Origin of the sequence: Tardiphaga sp. 37S4 (assembly GCF_021044645.1) — a bacterium.
Classification (GTDB): domain Bacteria; phylum Pseudomonadota; class Alphaproteobacteria; order Rhizobiales; family Xanthobacteraceae; genus Tardiphaga; species Tardiphaga robiniae.
In genome coordinates this window covers 4,958,201-4,974,119 of sequence record NZ_CP088008.1, presented here as the reverse complement: position 1 = coordinate 4,974,119, position 15,919 = coordinate 4,958,201, and the positions used below count along the sequence as shown (strand labels likewise).

The following is a 15,919-nucleotide window of genomic DNA, read 5'->3' as shown; positions in this document are numbered from 1 at the left end:
GTGGCTGAGAACATAAAATGCGCGCGATGCAGGAACGTTCGACCTCCCTGCATGAATTTCATGTGAAGCCGGGGTGATGCGCGGCTATGGTCCTTCCCAATAATCAGGGAAGAAACGATGACCGGACCGACAAATACGAGCGACGAAGCCACCTGGACGCGCTGGCGTAGCGTCGCCGATCTCTATCACGCCTATTTCACCGGCCTGATCCTGACCACGGTCACGCGCCGCGGCACGGCAGACGCCGCCGAGTTCATGTTTCGGATCTTCCGCCGGCAGCAGCAGGAGCGCTTCCTGCCCGGCCTCGCAAAGCTTGGTCTGTCCGGCCTACCGCCGGCTGTCGCGGCGGCCCAGTATCACTATCTCTCGAACTGGATCGGCGGCGTGTCGGTCGAGTACATGGTTGAGAGTGACCGCAAGGCCTGGATCCGCTATCCGCCGCCGCGCTGGATCTGGCGCGGCACCGCGATCTGCGGCGTGCCCGGCGAAGTGTCCCGCGCGATGCTGCGCGGCTGGCACGCCAACAACGGCGTGTCGCTCGGAAATCCCCGCATGGGTTTCGTCTGCACCAAGCAGAGCGTCGATGGCCAGGATGGGCTCGAAGGCTATTACTGCGAATACGACCATGATTTGGATATCGATCAGCGTCTGGTGTTCGCGCGCCATCTGGAAGCGCCGTTGTTCGATCCCGCGAAGGCACCCGCGCTGCCCGTCGATAGCTGGCCGAAAGCCCGGTTGGAGAAGGCCTATCGCAACTACGCCATGGAATATGTACGGACCGCAGCGCCTGTAGCGGTTCAACTGTTCGGTCCGGTCGATGCCGGCTATCTGCTGCATCTCACCGGCAAGCTGATCGGCATGCAGTATTTCGACGAGGTGTCCGCGGGCTTTGGCCTGCCGCGCGGCGACGCCAGGGCTTTCGCGGAATTCCTCGGCACCCTGTTCGCAGCGCAGGACGACATCGTGGAGATCAGCAAGTCCGAGGGCCACTTCGAGATCCGGCAGCAGAGTTGGAAACTGATGGACGGCGTCGCCGACAACAATGCCGCCTGCGCGAGGACCTTGCAGGGGTTGGTCGAGGGTCTCGCCGCCGGATGCGGTCGCAATATACCCATCGCGATGACGCCGGCACGAGGTGGTGCGCTCCCGTTCATCTGGTCGATCGGCTAGCGCCTCGACCCCTTGATACTGCAGTGCAAATCGAACATCCCCCATGCGTGTGTCGCGCATGGCATTGTCCGCGATCGGTGCTAGGAACGAGGTGTCCGGCAGGCAAGACCGGAAGCTCAGGGAGAATGCATGTCGGACGCTGTCGTCGCCGAACCCCGATTGGTCGATGCCGACAAGCAGCCGCTTCCGAGCCTGAAGGCGCCCGCCAAAAATCCCCTGCTGGATCATCCCATTCTGCCGACCATCCTGCGGCTGGCCTGGCCCAATGTCATCGCGCTGACGGCAGGCGCCGTCGTCGTTATTTTCGAGACCACCTATGTCGGCCGGCTCGGCACAGAAGCATTGGCGGCGATGGCGCTGGTGTTTCCCTTCGTGATGCTGACCATGACCATGTCCGGCGGCGCCATGGGCGGTGGCGTGTCCTCGGCCATCGCGCGCGCGCTCGGCGCCGGCGACCGCGCGCGCGCCGATACGCTGGCGGGCCATGCACTGCTGATCGCCATCTGCTTCGGCCTCACCTTCACGGTCGGCATGCTGACCTTCGGCTCCATGCTGCTGCAACTGCTTGGTGGCCGCGGCAATGTGCTAAGCCAGGCGCAGGGCTACATCACCGTCTTCTTCGCTGGTGGCGTGATCCCGTGGCTGCTGAATACCTTCGCAGCGATCCTGCGCGGCACCGGCAACATGAAGATGCCTTCCGCCATGCAGATGGCGGGGGCTGCCTTGCAGGTGGTTCTCGGTGGCGTGCTGGGCCTCGGCTTCGGTCCGATCCCGCAATTCGGCATGCCCGGCGTCGCGGCGGGCACGCTGATTGCATTCACGATCGGCACAGGCGTCATGGGCTGGTATGTCTTTTCCGGTCGTGCGCGAGTCCGGCCTCAGATCAAGGGCTTCCGCATTCAGCGCGGGATGTTCTTCGATATTCTGAAAGTGGGTGCCATCGCCTGTTTCAATCCGCTACAGGGCGTTCTGACTCTCCTGATTTTCACCCATATGCTGGCGCAATACGGCACCGCGGTGCTGGCCGGCTACGGCATCGGTGCGCGGCTCGAATTCATGCTGAGCACGCTGGCTTTCGCGGTGGGTATCGCCTCGGTGCCGATCGTCGGCATGGCAATCGGCGCTGGCCGCATCGCGCGTGCGCGCCGCGTGACCTGGACTGGCAGCGTGATCGCCTTCGGTGTCGTCGGCCTGCTCGGCACACTGATCGCGATCTTCCCCGATGCCTGGGTCAATATGTTCACCAATGATGCCGGTGTGCGTGCGGCAAGCCGGACCTATCTGGCCACCTGTGCGCCAATGTATGCCTTTCTGGGGCTGTCCACGGTGGCCTATTTTGCCTCGCAGGGTGCCGCCAAGGTGCTCGGCCCGGTGCTAGCGCAAACCGCGCGGCTGGTCTTCGTCAGCGTTGGAGGCTGGTGGCTGCTGTCTATCGATGCCTCGGCCACAAGCTTTTTCTGGCTCGCGGCGGCGTCCATGGTGCTGCTCGGCTTGCTGTCGGCACTCAGCGTACTGCTGACGTCGTGGGGACCGAAGGCTGGCCCCGTGCCCGATATCCGGCCGGAGCTCGTCTGAGCAGTTTCTAGCCGACGCGCGTCGCAGTAAATTCCACATCGCGCCGCCACGTCGCGCCGTCGTCATGCGAGGTCTCGCCGCGCCACAGGAACGAGCGTGGCGTGATCTGCGAGAAGCTCCAGCGGATCGGGCGGCCGTCACTGTCGCGGCCGAGCTGGACGATGTCGTCGCCGTGCCTGCGGCCGGTCATGGTGAGAAAATTCTGCATCACCGGATCGGTCCACTGGATCTGCCACGCATCGATGCGTGGATCGTAGATCCGCAGCGTGCTTCCATACGAATAGGCATTCGCTGCGGCGTCGCCGTCGCGCAACTGGCCGCGCGGCGGCACGATCCAGACATCCTGGATGGCGCGGCCTTCCAGCACCCAGCCGAAATGCCATTCACCCTTGCGCCGTCGCTCTTTGCCGTCCGGCATATATCTGGTGACGTCGAGATCCCAAGCGCCGATCAGCCAGCCATAGAGATCCATCTGGCCGATGCGATCCGCGGCAGCGCCGTCCGCTGCGAGCGCATCGAGAAACGATGCAGTCATCGCGCGGCTTTCCCGAACTGGGTCTGCATCGCCGCCAGGCCCAGATCCATCTGCTCGCTCATGTAAGGCGCGATCTCATTCGGCAGCACGTCCGCCGTCCAGACAAACCGGCAGCGGGCGGGTCCATCGGCAAATACCTGTGCCGATGCGCTGTGCTGGGTGATGCGCTCGTTGACGATGGCATAGACGAGGCGCCGTCGGTCGTGGTCGCAGGTGACCAGTCTTTCGCGTGCGACGGACCCATTGGCGAATGTCACGATACGCGCGTCGCCGTCCAGCTTTGTGTCGGTGACGAACCCCGGCACCAGCCGGGTATGCAACGCGCCGAAGTCGGCCAGTGCGGACCAGACATCGTCTGCCGGTGCGCCAAGGAAAATCTCTTTGTGAATCGATGCCATGCTGTGCCTTCCGGTTGATCAGGACGGCAGACTACTCAGTGCACGGCCAGCCGTTCTTGGAAAATCTTGCGGTCGCCGCGGGAAGCCTGTCGAAATGCGCGGGGCGAGACGCCGGCAGCGCGATGGAAGCTGCGCACGAAATTCGAGAGATCGCCGAAGCCGACATCGAAGGCGATGTCGGTGATGGCGCGGTCTTGCTCGGCCAGCAGGTTTGCGGCCCGCCGCAGCCGCGCGCGCACCAGATACTGGTGCGGTGTCACGCCGAGCACATTCCTGAACAGGCGCAGGAAATGAAACGGACTCAATCCGGCCTGACGGGCGGCCGCATCGAGATCGATCTCCTCGCTGGCATGGGCGTCGATCCACAGCGCGGCCTCGACCGCGCGCCGGCGATCCCGTGCATTGCCGTTCACACGCCTGCGCGGCTCGCCCGACACGACGTCGACAAAACGCGCCGCAAAGGCATGACCGATCTCATCGAGCCCGAGATCGCTGTGCGCCCCTGTACTGGCCTGCGCGAGCTCGCCCAGCACCATCAATTCGGCGCGTGGCGCGATGGCGCCCTGCTGCCAGATGTCCCTGGCGTCGCCGACGGTGTCGATCAGCTCAGGCGCGAAGGAGAATGAAAGGCACTCGTCGCCAGAGCCATGATGCTCGTGATGGCAGGTATATTCGTCGCCGGGGTGCCCGATCAGCAGCGCGCCGGCGATGAGTTCGTGCGATTGCCCGCGGCAGCGACAGCCGAAACTGCCCTTGCGAACATAGGAGAGCGAATGGCCGGCGTGCTGTTCGGAAAATGGCAGGTCGTCCGGACCCGCCGTACAGCGATAGTCCGTGACGGTGATCGCGTTGCTCTGGAACAGTGTTGTTGCCTGCATATGCGGAGGTTAGCCCTGCGGGCGTGACGGGGCAACCGACAGCAGGGCATCGAACAGGGTGGTCGTCCGGCCGGCCAGCGCGCCCTCGATCGAGAGCAGCCGCGACTTGGTGATGATGCCGCCATTGCCGGCAAAGCCGCTGGTCTGGCCCGTAACGGCCAGTGCACGGTGGCATGGTACGAGGATCGCAAACGGATTGCGCGCGATGGCCTGGCCGACTGAATAGACCGCGCCGCTGGCGCCGAGCTTGGCCGCGATCTCCGCATGGGTGCGGGTCTCGCCGCGCGGGATCATCCGGATGGCCTCATAGACGCGGCAATTGAACAGCGGCAGGCCATGCATATCGACCGGGATATCGCCGAGGTCGACGGCTTGGCCGCGCAGCAGCGCAACGATGCCCTCGATGGCGTAGTCGACATCGGCCGGCGGCCGGAATTCGCGCGCATCGGGAAGTTGCTGCAGCAGGCGGCGCCGGGTCTCGATCTCGCGCGCTTCCGGCAACTGCACGCCAACAATGCCGGCGTCGCCCCATGCGATACCGCATCGGCCCACCGACGTGTCGAAGGTTGTGTATCCGTGCCCAGCCATCCCGAAGGCGATGTTAGCAGGCGAATTGAAACCGTCATCTGGAATCTTTTGAGCGGTTACCTTTCGAAGGGCGCGGCCGCGTGTGCAGCGCAAGGAAACTGTAACCGGCTGCCATCAATCCGCTTGGCGGATCGGCCGGTCTCGGCTAGATCAGATGGCGCGACGATGCGGGCGTAGTTCAATGGTAGAACGGCAGCTTCCCAAGCTGCATACGAGGGTTCGATTCCCTCCGTCCGCTCCAGCCCCTTCATTCATTCCAGATGATCGGTGCCGCATGGCGATTGAACGGTTTGGCATCCCCGCCGTTCTTCAAAGGCGCCCGTTGCTGTTCGCACAACACAAGGTTCTTGCATGACGTTTCCCCTCTCAGCTGCCACCGCCGGCAATGTGCCCGGTGTTGTCGCCTCCAGCGTCTATGCCAATGGCCGCCGTGTTGCGGATATCCCCGTCGAAGAGGCGGGGGTCTGGGCGCAGAAGCCGGGCCATGTCGTCTGGATCGGACTGTTTGAACCCTCTCTTGAACTGCTCGAGAAACTGCGCGCGCAATTCGATCTGCATCCGCTCGCCATCGAGGACGCGCTGAAGTCGCATCAGCATCCCAAGGTGGAGCAGTATGGCGAAGCGCTCTTCATCGTCGCGCGAACGGCGCAACTGGTCGATCAGACGGTTGCTTTCGGCGAGACGCACATCTTCTTGGGTAAAGGCTACGTCGTGTCTGTGCGCCATGGCGCCTCGACGTCTTATGCGTCTGTCCGCGAGCGGTGCGAGGCTTGCCCGACCAACCTGACGCACGGCGAAGACTACATCCTCTACGCAATTCTCGATTTTATCGTCGACAATTATCGTCCAGTCATCGAATCCATCCTGTCAGAGATCGACGAGCTCGAGGATGGTGTCCTGCACCGCATGCTGACGCGGACCGAATTCGAGCGGCTCTACAAGCTGCGCCGCGAGCTGTTGCGCCTGCGTCGCGCGGTCGGGCCGCTGGTCGATGTCTGTCACCGACTCGAACATATCGATATCCTGTTCATCGACGATGACATGAAGCCGCTGTTCCGCGACGTGCTGGATCACGTCAAACGCGCGGAAGAAGATATCGATTCGCTGCGCGAAGTGCTGGCCTTTGCCTTTGAAGCCAGCTTGATGTCAGGGCAGTCGCAGCAAACCGAAATTACCCGCAGACTTGCGGCCTGGGCGGCGATCCTGGCGGTGCCGACGGCGATTGCCGGAATCTACGGCATGAATTTCGAACATATGCCGGAGCTGAAATGGGCTTACGGCTATTATGTCGTGCTGGGCGGCATCGCCGCGATCTGCGGTTACCTGTACACCCGCTTCAAGCGCAACGGATGGCTGTGATCGACGAAGCGATCACCCCACCGCCTTCGCCGCCGATCGTCCCGCCGTCCGACCCGTAAACAAACACCCGCCTAAAAACGTGCCTTCCAGCGAGCGATAGCCGTGCATGCCGCCGCCGCCGAAGCCGGCGGCTTCGCCGACCGCGTAGAGGCCGGGCATGATCTGGCCGTTGCTGCCGAACGCGCGCGAGTCCAGATCGGTCTCGAAACCGCCCAGCGTCTTGCGCGTCAGGATGTTGAGCCGCACGGCGATCAGCGGGCCCTGTGCGGGATCGAGAATGCGATGCGGCTTCGCGGTGCGGATCAGGCGGTCGCCGATATATTTGCGCGCATTGTGGATGTTCATCACCTGCGCATCCTTGACGTAGGGATTGGCCATGGTGCGGTCACGGGCCTCGATCTGCGTCCGGATCTCATCGAGCTTCAGCAGATTGTCGCCGGTCAGTGCATTCATTGCGCTGACGAGGTCGTCGAGATTGTCGCGCACCACGAAGTCGATGCCGTGATCCTTGAAGGCTTCGACCGGCGCCGGCGCGCCCTTGTTGGTGGCGCGGCGCGCGGTCATCAGCCAGCTCTTGCCGGTGAGGTCCGGGTTCTGCTCGGAGCCCGAGAGCGCAAACTCTTTCTTGATAATCGCCTGCGTCAGCACGAACCATGAATAATCATAGCCGGTGGACTGGATATATTGCAGTTGGCCGAGCGTGTCGGAGCCCGGAAACAGCGGCGCCGGCAGCCGCTTGCCGGTGGCGTCGAACCACATCGATGACGGGCCGGGCAGAATGCGGATGCCGTGTTTCGGCCAGATCGGATTCCAGTTCTCGATACCCTCGACATAGTGCCACATGCGATCGCGATTGATCAGCCGCGCACCGGCAGCTTCCGTGATGCCCATCATGCGACCGTCGACATGGGCGGGCACACCGGAGATCATGCGCTTCGGCGGTTCGCCGAGGCGCTTCGGCCAGTTCTGCCGCACCAGGTCATGATTGCCGCCGATGCCGCCGGAGGCGACGATTACGGCTTGCGCGCGCAGCGAGAAGTCGCCGATCACATTGCGCGAACTGCTTTCGCCGCGCTCGGCATTGGACGGTTCGAGGATCGTGCCGCTGACGCCGTCGACGGTTCCGTTGGTGACGCTGAGGGCATCGACGCGGTGGCGGAACCTGAAACTCAGCAGGCCCTTCTTCTGTGCCTCGCGCGCACGCCGCTCGAACGGCTCGACGATGCCGGGGCCAGTGCCCCAGGTGACATGAAAGCGCGGAACCGAATTGCCATGGCCCATCGCGTCATAGCCGCCGCGTTCGGCCCAGCCGACCACAGGAAACACGCGGTGACCCATGGCCCGCAGCCAGTCGCGTTTCTCGCCGGCGGCGAAAGCGACATAGGCTTCGGCCCAGCGCCGTGGCCACAGGTCCTCATCGCGATCGAAGCCGGCCGTGCCCTGCCAGTCCTGCATCGCCAGGTCATGGGAGTCTTTGATGCCAAGGCGCCGCTGTTCCGGCGAGTCGACGAAGAACAAACCGCCGAACGACCAGAACGCCTGGCCGCCGAGATTCTGCTCGCCTTCCTGATCGACCACGACAACGCGCTTGCCGGCGTCGGCAATTTCCGTGGCGGCAACGAGGCCCGCGAGTCCGCCGCCGACGACGATGACATCCGCATCAACGGCCATACTGTTTCCCCATTTTGTTAATGGAGATTGAAGTCGGCGCGGGAACTTTGGTCAACGGAAATTGCGCGCGAAGGGCGGCGCTGTTTCAGATTGATACCGCGACGGAACGAGGTGCATCCCGCGCGCAACACTCGATTTGAATCGCATTGGAAGCGTCATGGTCGTCTGGACAAAGCCACGATCTGGCAACACGCTGACTGTGCCCTGCATCACTAGGGCGCTCAGATTCGGGATCGACAGGTTTTGGGGCTGGACATGAAGTTCGTTACGGGTTTGCTGGCGGCGGTCTTGCTGTTCGCGGGCGTCGGGGCAAGTCACGCGGTGGTTCGGATCGCGGATGATCGTGGCGGACGGATCGGAACCTATGTCGACAGATATCAGGGATTGCGCACTTCCGGCGAAACCGTGATCATCGATGGCCTGTGCGCCTCGGCCTGCACGATCGTGCTTGGCGCGGTTCCGCGTGACCGGATCTGCGTCACCTCCAATGCCAATCTCGGCTTTCATGCGGCCTGGGACATGGGTGCCAATGGTCGCGCGGTGACCAACCCGGAAGCCACCCAGATGTTGTATTCGATGTATCCGACGCAGATCCGGCGCTGGATCTCCAAACGCGGCGGACTGAAGACGCAGATGATCTTCCTGCGCGGCCGCCAGCTGATGGGCATGTACAAGCCCTGTTACATGGACGCCCACGCCTCCAGCGCGCGCTAGGCCGATCTGAGCTTTATTCCATCAGCATGACGTGATGCCCTGCGGCGCCGGGAACGCTTGCCCACGCCGTCATCTCAGCCTATCTGGAACTAGGATGGCGGGCTCCCGAATGATCTCGGGCCTGGCCGTTCTGAGATCGTCTGATGGTGCAGCCTTTATCGACGCCCGAGAGCACGATGCCCGCGTCCGAGCGGCCGTCACGGCTTGCGTCGGTCATTGTTGCATCGGCCGCGGCATTCGTGGCGCTCCTTGTGGTGGGCGCCATCGGGCTGTGGGCACATTACGGCACGGCCGTATTTTTCGAGATGATCAAGACTGGCATCGCCGCCTGCATGTGATCGGCTGCCAAGGGTAATTCAGGGGACATTCCATGACTGATCGTACCACCCGGCCGCTGGTCGTCATTGCTGCCTTCGCTGGCAGCGTCGCGGCGGGGTTGCTGGTCGTGCTGTGGCTGACGGGAGGTTTCCGCAATGTCGCCGCACCGGCCTCGATCGGCGGTCCGTTCCAGCTCACCGATCAGTCCGGCCAGACCGTCACCGAGCAGAGCCTGAAGGGCAAGCCGACGCTGGTCTTCTTCGGCTTCACCCATTGCCCGGACATCTGCCCGACCTCGCTGTTCGAAATGTCGGAAGTGCTGCGCGCGATGGGCAAGGACGCCGATCGTATCAATACCTATTTCGTCTCGGTCGATCCCGAGCGCGATACGGCACCGATCATGAAGGAATATCTGTCGAGCTTCGATCCGCATCTGAAGGGTTTGACCGGTACGCCTGATGCGGTGGCGAAGGTGATTTCCGGCTACCGCGTCTATGCCAAGAAGGTGCCGACCAAGGACGGTGACTATACGATGGATCACACCGCGCTGATCTATCTGATGGACCGCGACGGCAATTTCGTCGCGCCGTTCAACCTCAAGCGCAAGCCGGAAGAAGCGGCCACGGATCTCAAGCGCTATCTCTGAGGTCGCCTGCGGTTCGCTGCCATCGTGCCGGTCCGATGCACGAGACCGTGCGCGGTCTTTTCCCAGTGATGGCGCTGGGTCCAGAATTGCCACAGCGCGCGCCAGGTCGCGATCGAGAGACATCCCCAATAGATCGGCGTCAGGACCAGGATCCAGCCATCGCGCAGGCGGCCACGGCGCATCAGGCCGGTGAGGCCCAGGATGCAGGTCGCGATGAAGCCGCAGGCGATGGCCAGCACGTGCAGTGACGACAGCCGGTCGCCAAGCAGCAGGGTGCTATCGGCAAGCAGCAGGCAGGCGATAAGTTTGACTACCAGCACCGCAAAGGCCAGCGACGTCAGGATATTGCCGCCGAAGACGATGTTGAGTGCGAGGAATCCCCGCGCACCGGCTTCGTCCCACAGTTTTCGGGGATCGCGCATATGCACGGCCCAGGTCTGCATCCAGCCCTTCATCCAGCGTGAGCGTTGGCGCAGCCACGCGCCGAACGCGATCGGTGCTTCCTCAAGCGTGACCGATGGAATGGTGACCGAGCGATAGCCCAGCCGCGCCAGGCGGATCCCGAGGTCGGCATCTTCCGTGACGTTATAGGCGTCCCAGCCGCCGATGCGGCGCAAGGTGTCCGTGCGGAAATGATTGGAGGTGCCGCCAAGGGGCAGTGGCATGCCCAATGCGACCAGCCCGGGCAGGAAGACCGCGAACAGCCCGGCATATTCGACTGCCGCCATGCGCGACAGCAGGCTGTGCGTCAGATTGTCGAAATGCAGCCCAGCCTGAACGCAGGCGACGTCGTCGTTGTGCTGGCGAAACATGCCGAGCGCGGCGCGCAATTGGCCGGGGTCGGGATCGTCTTCGGCATCGAACACGGTCAGAAAGCTGCCGCGCACGAAGGGAAGTGCAACATTCAGCGCCTTCGGCTTGGTTTTCGGACCCGTCGCCTGTGCGATCAGGACTTGAACCTGCGGCCCCGGCCGGGCTCTGGCAACGGCGGCGCGGGTCCGCAGATCGTCGGGCTCGAGCACCAGAATGATGTCGAGTTTTTCGGAGGGATAGTCGAGCCTTTGCAGGGATCGCAACAGGCCCGGAACGGACGCTTCCTCGCGATAGAGTGCGACGACCACCGAGTAGATTGGCAGTTGATCGTCGCGCAACGGCGGAAACTGTTGCTCCGGCTGCGGCGGCACCAGCACGCAAGTCAGCCTGAGAAGCGAAAAGGCGAGAAACCAGATCGCCGCCAGGCCGCCGATCAGATCCATCGCCAGCGTCGGATACAGAAGCGCGAGAACCGCGCATACCAGCAGCAGAATCGCCGGCTGCAATCCTTTGCGCCAACCGACGGCCGACTTGGCCGACATGGCAGGTCGCGTCTGCAGCAGGCCTTCGGCGGCGATATCCGAAAGCGCGTCGCCGGTCTGCTCGGTCAGATATTGATGCAGGTGACGCCGCGTGGTCAGCCGAATGCGCGCGATAAGTGATGGATATGTGGTGGAGAAACGCATCAGCCGCCGTGCCGTAAAGGCGCGCGGCGTGACGATCCAGTTGAGTGTGTCATCCTGCTGGAGGGGCAGGATGCCGAACTCTGCGATCCCCGGAAGATCGGCATCAGCCAGGGGGCAGTGAGCGCGCCCGACTGTCGAGAGATCGTCGAAGCCGATGCCAAGGTGGCGGGCCAGATGCGCGACATACTTTTCCTCGGTGATCACGCCCCATTGGATCAGGACCTGATCGGCGCCCAGATTGAGCTCGCGGCTCCGGCGCTCCGCGGCGTGCAGAAGCGGGACCGGGAGTATGCCGCGCAGGCAGTCGAGTTCGCTGGCTGGTTCCGCGCGCCGGTCCGACCCGTCTCGCTCCGGCATGGGGAAGGAGGTCATCCTGCCGATCGGCAGAGGAGGAGAGCGTAGCGCGGCGGCCGGCTGGCGCGAAACGCGCGGCCGATGACCCCGGGAAGATTGCTGCACCCCCATGCAACGCCCTCACACCACAAACGCTACTCGCGTCTCGCGCCGGATGGTCTATAAGACCGCGATCCGGAAGCACCCTATGCAACCACAGATGGTTAATTCCCGCAACCAAATACCGCTGATGAAGTGTCGCGCAACTGCGCTGACCCTTGGCGCTTTGCTGGCCGCATGGATGTCGCTGTTTTCGGCCGCACCGGCTTTGGCGCAGACGTCGGCTCCGGCTGTGAGCCAGCCCGGTCCGCAGGCCGTGCCGGGCTTCTGGGATCCGCGTCGCCGTCCGGACCGGCCGGACCTGTCGCGCATCACCGTGATCCGCTTCCTGACCGAGACCGACTACCCGCCGTTCAACTTCACCGGCCCCGACGGCAATCCGGCGGGCTTCAACGTCGATCTCGCACGTCTTCTCTGCGAGGAGATCAAGGTCACCTGCACGGTGCAGATGCGCCGCTTCGAGACGTTGCTCGATGCCATTTCCAGCAACCGGGGCGACGCGATCATCGCCTCCATGGCGGTGACGCCGCAGATTCGCGCCCGCGTCGATTTCACCGATCCCTATTACCGTGCGCCGGCGCGCTTCGTGGCCCGCAAGAATGCGGTGATGCCGGAGATCCGCCCGGAATATCTCGAAGGCAAGAAGGTCGGCGTGATCGCGGGCTCGACCCACGAAGCCTATCTCAAGGCGATGTTCACCGATGCGGTGCTGGTGCCTTTTCCAAGCGACGATGCGCTACGCCAGGCGCTGAAACGCAGCGAGGTCGATTTCATCTTCGGCGATGCGATCTCGTTCGCCTTCTGGATCAATGGCAGCGATTCCGGCGATTGTTGCGCCTTCAGCGGCGGGCCCTTCATCGAGAGCCGTTTTTTCGGTGAAGGCATCGGCATTGCCGTCCGCAAAGGCAACGACACGCTGCGCCAGGCGCTGAACTGGGCCCTGTTCCGGGTCTGGGAGAAAGGCCGCTACACCGATTTGTGGCTGCGTTATTTCTCGGTCAGCCCTTTCTGAATTTTCTCATCCCGCGGTTTGGCATTTCGGTGCGGAGCCGCTAGGTTCCGCGGCCCGGAGGCCCAAAATACGATGTCCACGCTAGACCCCACCATGAGCCCGAGCGAGTTGCGCGCGCTCGCCGAGACTTCCAACGCCTGGCCGTTTGAGCAGGCGAAGGCGCTGGTGGCACGTCTGAAGAAAACGCCGAAAGATGAAGTGCTGTTCGAGACCGGCTACGGCCCGTCGGGCCTGCCGCATATCGGCACCTTCGGCGAAGTCGCGCGCACCACCATGGTGCGCCACGCCTTCCGCGTACTCACCGAGGACAAGATCAAGACCCGGCTGATTGCCTTCTCGGACGACATGGACGGCCTGCGCAAGGTGCCGGACAATGTGCCGAACAAGGACATGCTGGCCGCGCATCTCGGCAAGCCGCTGACTCGCGTGCCGGATCCGTTCTCGAACGAATATCCGTCCTTCGGCGCGGCCAACAATGCACGGCTGCGCGTCTTCCTGGATCAGTTCGGCTTCGACTACGAGTTCGCCTCGTCGACTGACTACTACACATCCGGCCGGTTCGATGCGACGCTGCTGAAGATGCTCGCAGTCTATGACAAGGTCATGGACATCATCCTGCCGACCCTCGGCCCGGATCGCCGCGCGACCTATTCGCCGTTCCTTCCCATTAGCAAGACCACTGGCGTCGTGCTGCAGGTGCCGATGATCCGGCGCGACGTGGCTGCAGGCACCGTCACCTATGTCGATCCCGACACTAACGAAGAAGTCACGACGCCGGTCACCGGCGGCGCTGTGAAGTGCCAGTGGAAGGCCGACTGGGCGATGCGCTGGGCTGCGCTCGGCATCGATTATGAAATGGCCGGCAAGGATCTCATCGATTCCGTGAAGCTGTCGGGCAAGATCTGCGCGGCGCTCGGTGGCACACCGCCGGAAGGCTTCAACTATGAGCTCTTCCTCGACGATAAGGGCGGCAAGATTTCGAAGTCGAAGGGCAATGGCCTGACCATCGACGAATGGTTGCGCTATGCCTCGCCGGAATCGCTATCGCTATTCATGTATCGCGAACCGAAGGCGGCAAAGCGGCTGTTCTTCGACGTGATCCCGCGCAATGTCGACGAGTATCAGCAGTTCGTCGAAGGCTATGCGAAGCAGGATCCCAAGCAGCGGCTGTCCAATCCGGCCTGGCACATTCACGCGAGTGCCCCGCCGGTGGCGGATATGCCGGTCACGTTCCAACTGCTGCTGACGCTGGTGTCGTCGTCGAATGCCGAGAATGCCGAAACCCTGTGGGGCTTCATCCGGCGTTATCGGCCGGGCGTCTCCGCGGCGACGCATCCGCGGCTCGACGCGATGGTCGGCTATGCCATCAACTACTATCGGGACTTCGTGGCGCCGACCAAGACGTTCCGCGAGCCCACCGATATCGAGCGCGTGGCGCTGCAGGATCTGCGCGATGCGCTGTCGCAACTGCCGGCGGAGGCCACGCCGGAAGACATCCAGAACGCGGTCTATGAGATCGGCCGCCGCGAGCCGTTCCTTGATCACAAGAAGCTCGCCAAGGATGGCCGGCCCGGCGTCTCGCTCGACTGGTTCAACATGCTGTACCAGGTGCTGCTCGGCCAGGAGAAGGGCCCGCGCTTCGGGTCCTTCGTCGCAGTCTATGGCGTGCAGAATGCGATCAACATGATCGACGGCGCGCTGGCGCGCTCGGCCTGAGGCTTACACCCAACGAAACGTCAAAGGCGCGTTTCCTGACGGAGCGCGCCTTTTTCTTGACGCCTACTTCGGCGCCGCCGGCGTGACAGGTTCCGGCATTGCCGACGAGTGGTGATGCGCGATCAGCCATTTCTTGTCGCGGTAGACATAAACATAGCTGTAGCGGGCCTTGACGATTTGCGTATCGCTGGGGGATTTTCCGGACAGTGTGAAGGTGTAGGTGCCGACGTCGGATGCCATGTTGCAGCCGATCTTGACGGTGCGCGTGTCGATCTTGCCTTGCGGGTGCTTCTTCAGAAAATCCACGAAGTAGCTCTGGATCGACGCGCTGTCGGTGCGCGGCGTGTTCGACACCGTCGGCAGCAGCACCGCGTCCGAGGCGTAATTGGCGGTGACCTTGGCGGGGTCGAGCGTTGCGAGCGAGGCATTCCAGCGGTCGAATAGCGCTTCGATCTGCTTTGTCGTGACGACCGCGCAGGTCATGGGCTTCGCATGTGCGAGAGAACCTGCGCTAACGAGGGCCAGCGCGATCGCGCCGGCAACGATTGTTCTGGTTTTCATGGCGCCACCGAAGGTTGCGAGTTTCGGATAGGGAACTCGCATAGATCATTCGGTGGCCGGACGCCAGTCCAGAGTGTGTTCGGTTACTGGCTCGCCCAGACGATGCGCGCGATCCAGGCGATGTCGGCGGCCGGAAAGCTGCGGTCGACATGGTTCGGATTGAGCGACTGCAGCTCGATGATCTTCGTGGTTCGGCGCTTCAATTCCTTCGCCATCACCTCGCCGTCCTTGGTCTTGACCACGACGCGGTCGCCCTTGCGGATCTGCGCTTCAGGCGAGACGACGATGATGTCGCCGTCACGATAAGCGGGCTTCATCGAGTCGCCAGAGATCTTCAGCGCATAGGCGTGCTCGTCATTCACCGACGGCAGGCCCACTTCGTCCCAGCCCTTGCTTCCGGCGGGAAAACCCGCGTCGTCGAAGTAACCGCCATGGCCGGCCTGTGCGAAGCCGAGCAGCGGCACCGACTGCACGATGCGCTTGGTGCCTTCGATCAGCGTGACGAAGCTGTCGATGGTCACGCCGGTCGCGGTCAGCGCCTTCGAGACCGACTCCGTCGACGGCCAGCGTTCGCGGCCGTCATTGGTGATGCGCTTGGACTTGTTGAAGGTCGTGGCGTCGAGCCCCGCCTTCTTCGCAAGGCCGGAGGGTGACATGCCGTTGCGCTCTGCGAGGCGGTCGAGGGCGTTCCAGATCTGGGCGTGCGAGAGCATCATCGGTTTCGGTCCCTTGGCCCGGATTTCTGCGGGGCGGTGAATCGTGGCGAAATCTAGGAATTATTGCCGTGAATGCACGGATTTCGCAACAGGCATTTGAAAAAAATGTG

16 protein-coding genes and 1 tRNA gene are annotated in these 15,919 nt (G+C 63.1%); 9 read left to right on the top strand and 8 right to left on the bottom strand.

Annotation, left to right across the window (positions count from 1 at the left end; translation table 11 throughout):
- Positions 1-117: 117 nt before the first annotated feature.
- Together LPB73_RS23630 and LPB73_RS23625 are read left to right on the top strand one after the other, a co-directional pair.
- The gene (locus tag LPB73_RS23630; protein WP_231078398.1) at positions 118-1,170 is read left to right on the top strand and encodes a hypothetical protein; all 1,053 of its coding nucleotides are present in this window, start codon (positions 118-120) and stop codon (positions 1,168-1,170) included.
- Positions 1,171-1,299: 129 nt separating this feature from the next.
- Complete coding sequence (locus tag LPB73_RS23625) at positions 1,300-2,745, top strand: MATE family efflux transporter (protein WP_231078397.1); 1,446 nt, start codon at positions 1,300-1,302, stop codon at positions 2,743-2,745.
- Between the two features lie 7 nt (positions 2,746-2,752).
- On the opposite strand, the gene LPB73_RS23620 is transcribed toward LPB73_RS23625, so the two are convergent.
- The 4 genes from LPB73_RS23620 to LPB73_RS23605 are packed head-to-tail and all read right to left on the bottom strand — an operon-like array spanning position 2,753 to position 5,144.
- Positions 2,753-3,280 (bottom strand): hypothetical protein, encoded by a 528-nt coding sequence (locus LPB73_RS23620; protein ID WP_231078396.1) that lies wholly within the window; start codon positions 3,278-3,280, stop codon positions 2,753-2,755.
- Positions 3,277-3,678, bottom strand: coding sequence for an SRPBCC family protein (locus LPB73_RS23615; RefSeq protein WP_231078395.1), 402 nt, complete (start codon positions 3,676-3,678; stop codon positions 3,277-3,279). Before LPB73_RS23615 ends, LPB73_RS23620 begins: the two co-directional genes overlap by 4 nt.
- A 35-nt stretch (positions 3,679-3,713) precedes the next feature.
- On the bottom strand, positions 3,714-4,556 hold the full coding sequence (locus LPB73_RS23610) for an AraC family transcriptional regulator (RefSeq protein WP_231078394.1): 843 nt from the start codon (positions 4,554-4,556) through the stop codon (positions 3,714-3,716).
- A 9-nt stretch (positions 4,557-4,565) separates the two neighbouring features.
- Positions 4,566-5,144: a methylated-DNA--[protein]-cysteine S-methyltransferase gene (locus tag LPB73_RS23605; RefSeq protein WP_231078393.1), complete on the bottom strand. Its 579-nt coding sequence runs from the start codon at positions 5,142-5,144 to the stop codon at positions 4,566-4,568.
- Between the two features lie 167 nt (positions 5,145-5,311).
- Here LPB73_RS23605 and LPB73_RS23600 point away from each other — a divergent pair.
- Positions 5,312-5,385: transfer RNA gene (locus tag LPB73_RS23600), tRNA-Gly, on the top strand.
- Positions 5,386-5,495: 110 nt separating this feature from the next.
- Complete coding sequence (gene corA / locus LPB73_RS23595; RefSeq protein WP_231078392.1) at positions 5,496-6,503, top strand: magnesium/cobalt transporter CorA; 1,008 nt, start codon at positions 5,496-5,498, stop codon at positions 6,501-6,503.
- A 12-nt stretch (positions 6,504-6,515) separates the two neighbouring features.
- Here the strand turns inward: corA and LPB73_RS23590 are convergent, their stop codons facing one another.
- A complete protein-coding gene (locus tag LPB73_RS23590) occupies positions 6,516-8,174 on the bottom strand; it encodes an FAD-binding dehydrogenase (protein WP_231078391.1) in 1,659 nt (552 codons plus the stop codon).
- A 255-nt stretch (positions 8,175-8,429) separates the two neighbouring features.
- Here LPB73_RS23590 and LPB73_RS23585 point away from each other — a divergent pair, with 255 nt between their 5' ends.
- From LPB73_RS23585 to LPB73_RS23575, 3 genes are all read left to right on the top strand, one after another.
- The gene (locus tag LPB73_RS23585; RefSeq protein WP_089266785.1) at positions 8,430-8,888 is read left to right on the top strand and encodes a hypothetical protein; all 459 of its coding nucleotides are present in this window, start codon (positions 8,430-8,432) and stop codon (positions 8,886-8,888) included.
- A gap of 143 nt (positions 8,889-9,031) precedes the next feature.
- A complete protein-coding gene (locus LPB73_RS23580; RefSeq protein ID WP_089266786.1) occupies positions 9,032-9,226 on the top strand; it encodes a hypothetical protein in 195 nt (64 codons plus the stop codon).
- Positions 9,227-9,258: 32 nt separating this feature from the next.
- Entirely contained in the window at positions 9,259-9,852 is a 594-nt protein-coding gene (locus LPB73_RS23575; protein ID WP_231078390.1) for an SCO family protein, read from the top strand.
- On the opposite strand, the gene LPB73_RS23570 is transcribed toward LPB73_RS23575, so the two are convergent.
- On the bottom strand, positions 9,843-11,723 hold the full coding sequence (locus tag LPB73_RS23570; RefSeq protein ID WP_231078389.1) for a glycosyltransferase: 1,881 nt from the start codon (positions 11,721-11,723) through the stop codon (positions 9,843-9,845). The genes LPB73_RS23575 and LPB73_RS23570 overlap by 10 nt on opposite strands.
- A 211-nt stretch (positions 11,724-11,934) precedes the next feature.
- Between LPB73_RS23570 and LPB73_RS23565 the strand changes: the two genes are divergently transcribed.
- The gene (locus LPB73_RS23565) at positions 11,935-12,816 is read left to right on the top strand and encodes a transporter substrate-binding domain-containing protein (protein WP_414716821.1); all 882 of its coding nucleotides are present in this window, start codon (positions 11,935-11,937) and stop codon (positions 12,814-12,816) included.
- Between the two features lie 72 nt (positions 12,817-12,888).
- The gene (locus tag LPB73_RS23560) at positions 12,889-14,532 is read left to right on the top strand and encodes a lysine--tRNA ligase (RefSeq protein WP_231078387.1); all 1,644 of its coding nucleotides are present in this window, start codon (positions 12,889-12,891) and stop codon (positions 14,530-14,532) included.
- 63 nt (positions 14,533-14,595) lie between these two features.
- Here the strand turns inward: LPB73_RS23560 and LPB73_RS23555 are convergent, their stop codons facing one another.
- Positions 14,596-15,093: an SgcJ/EcaC family oxidoreductase gene (locus tag LPB73_RS23555; protein ID WP_231078386.1), complete on the bottom strand. Its 498-nt coding sequence runs from the start codon at positions 15,091-15,093 to the stop codon at positions 14,596-14,598.
- 83 nt (positions 15,094-15,176) lie between these two features.
- Complete coding sequence (locus LPB73_RS23550) at positions 15,177-15,806, bottom strand: S24 family peptidase (RefSeq protein WP_089266927.1); 630 nt, start codon at positions 15,804-15,806, stop codon at positions 15,177-15,179.
- Between the last annotated feature and the right edge of the window lie 113 nt (positions 15,807-15,919).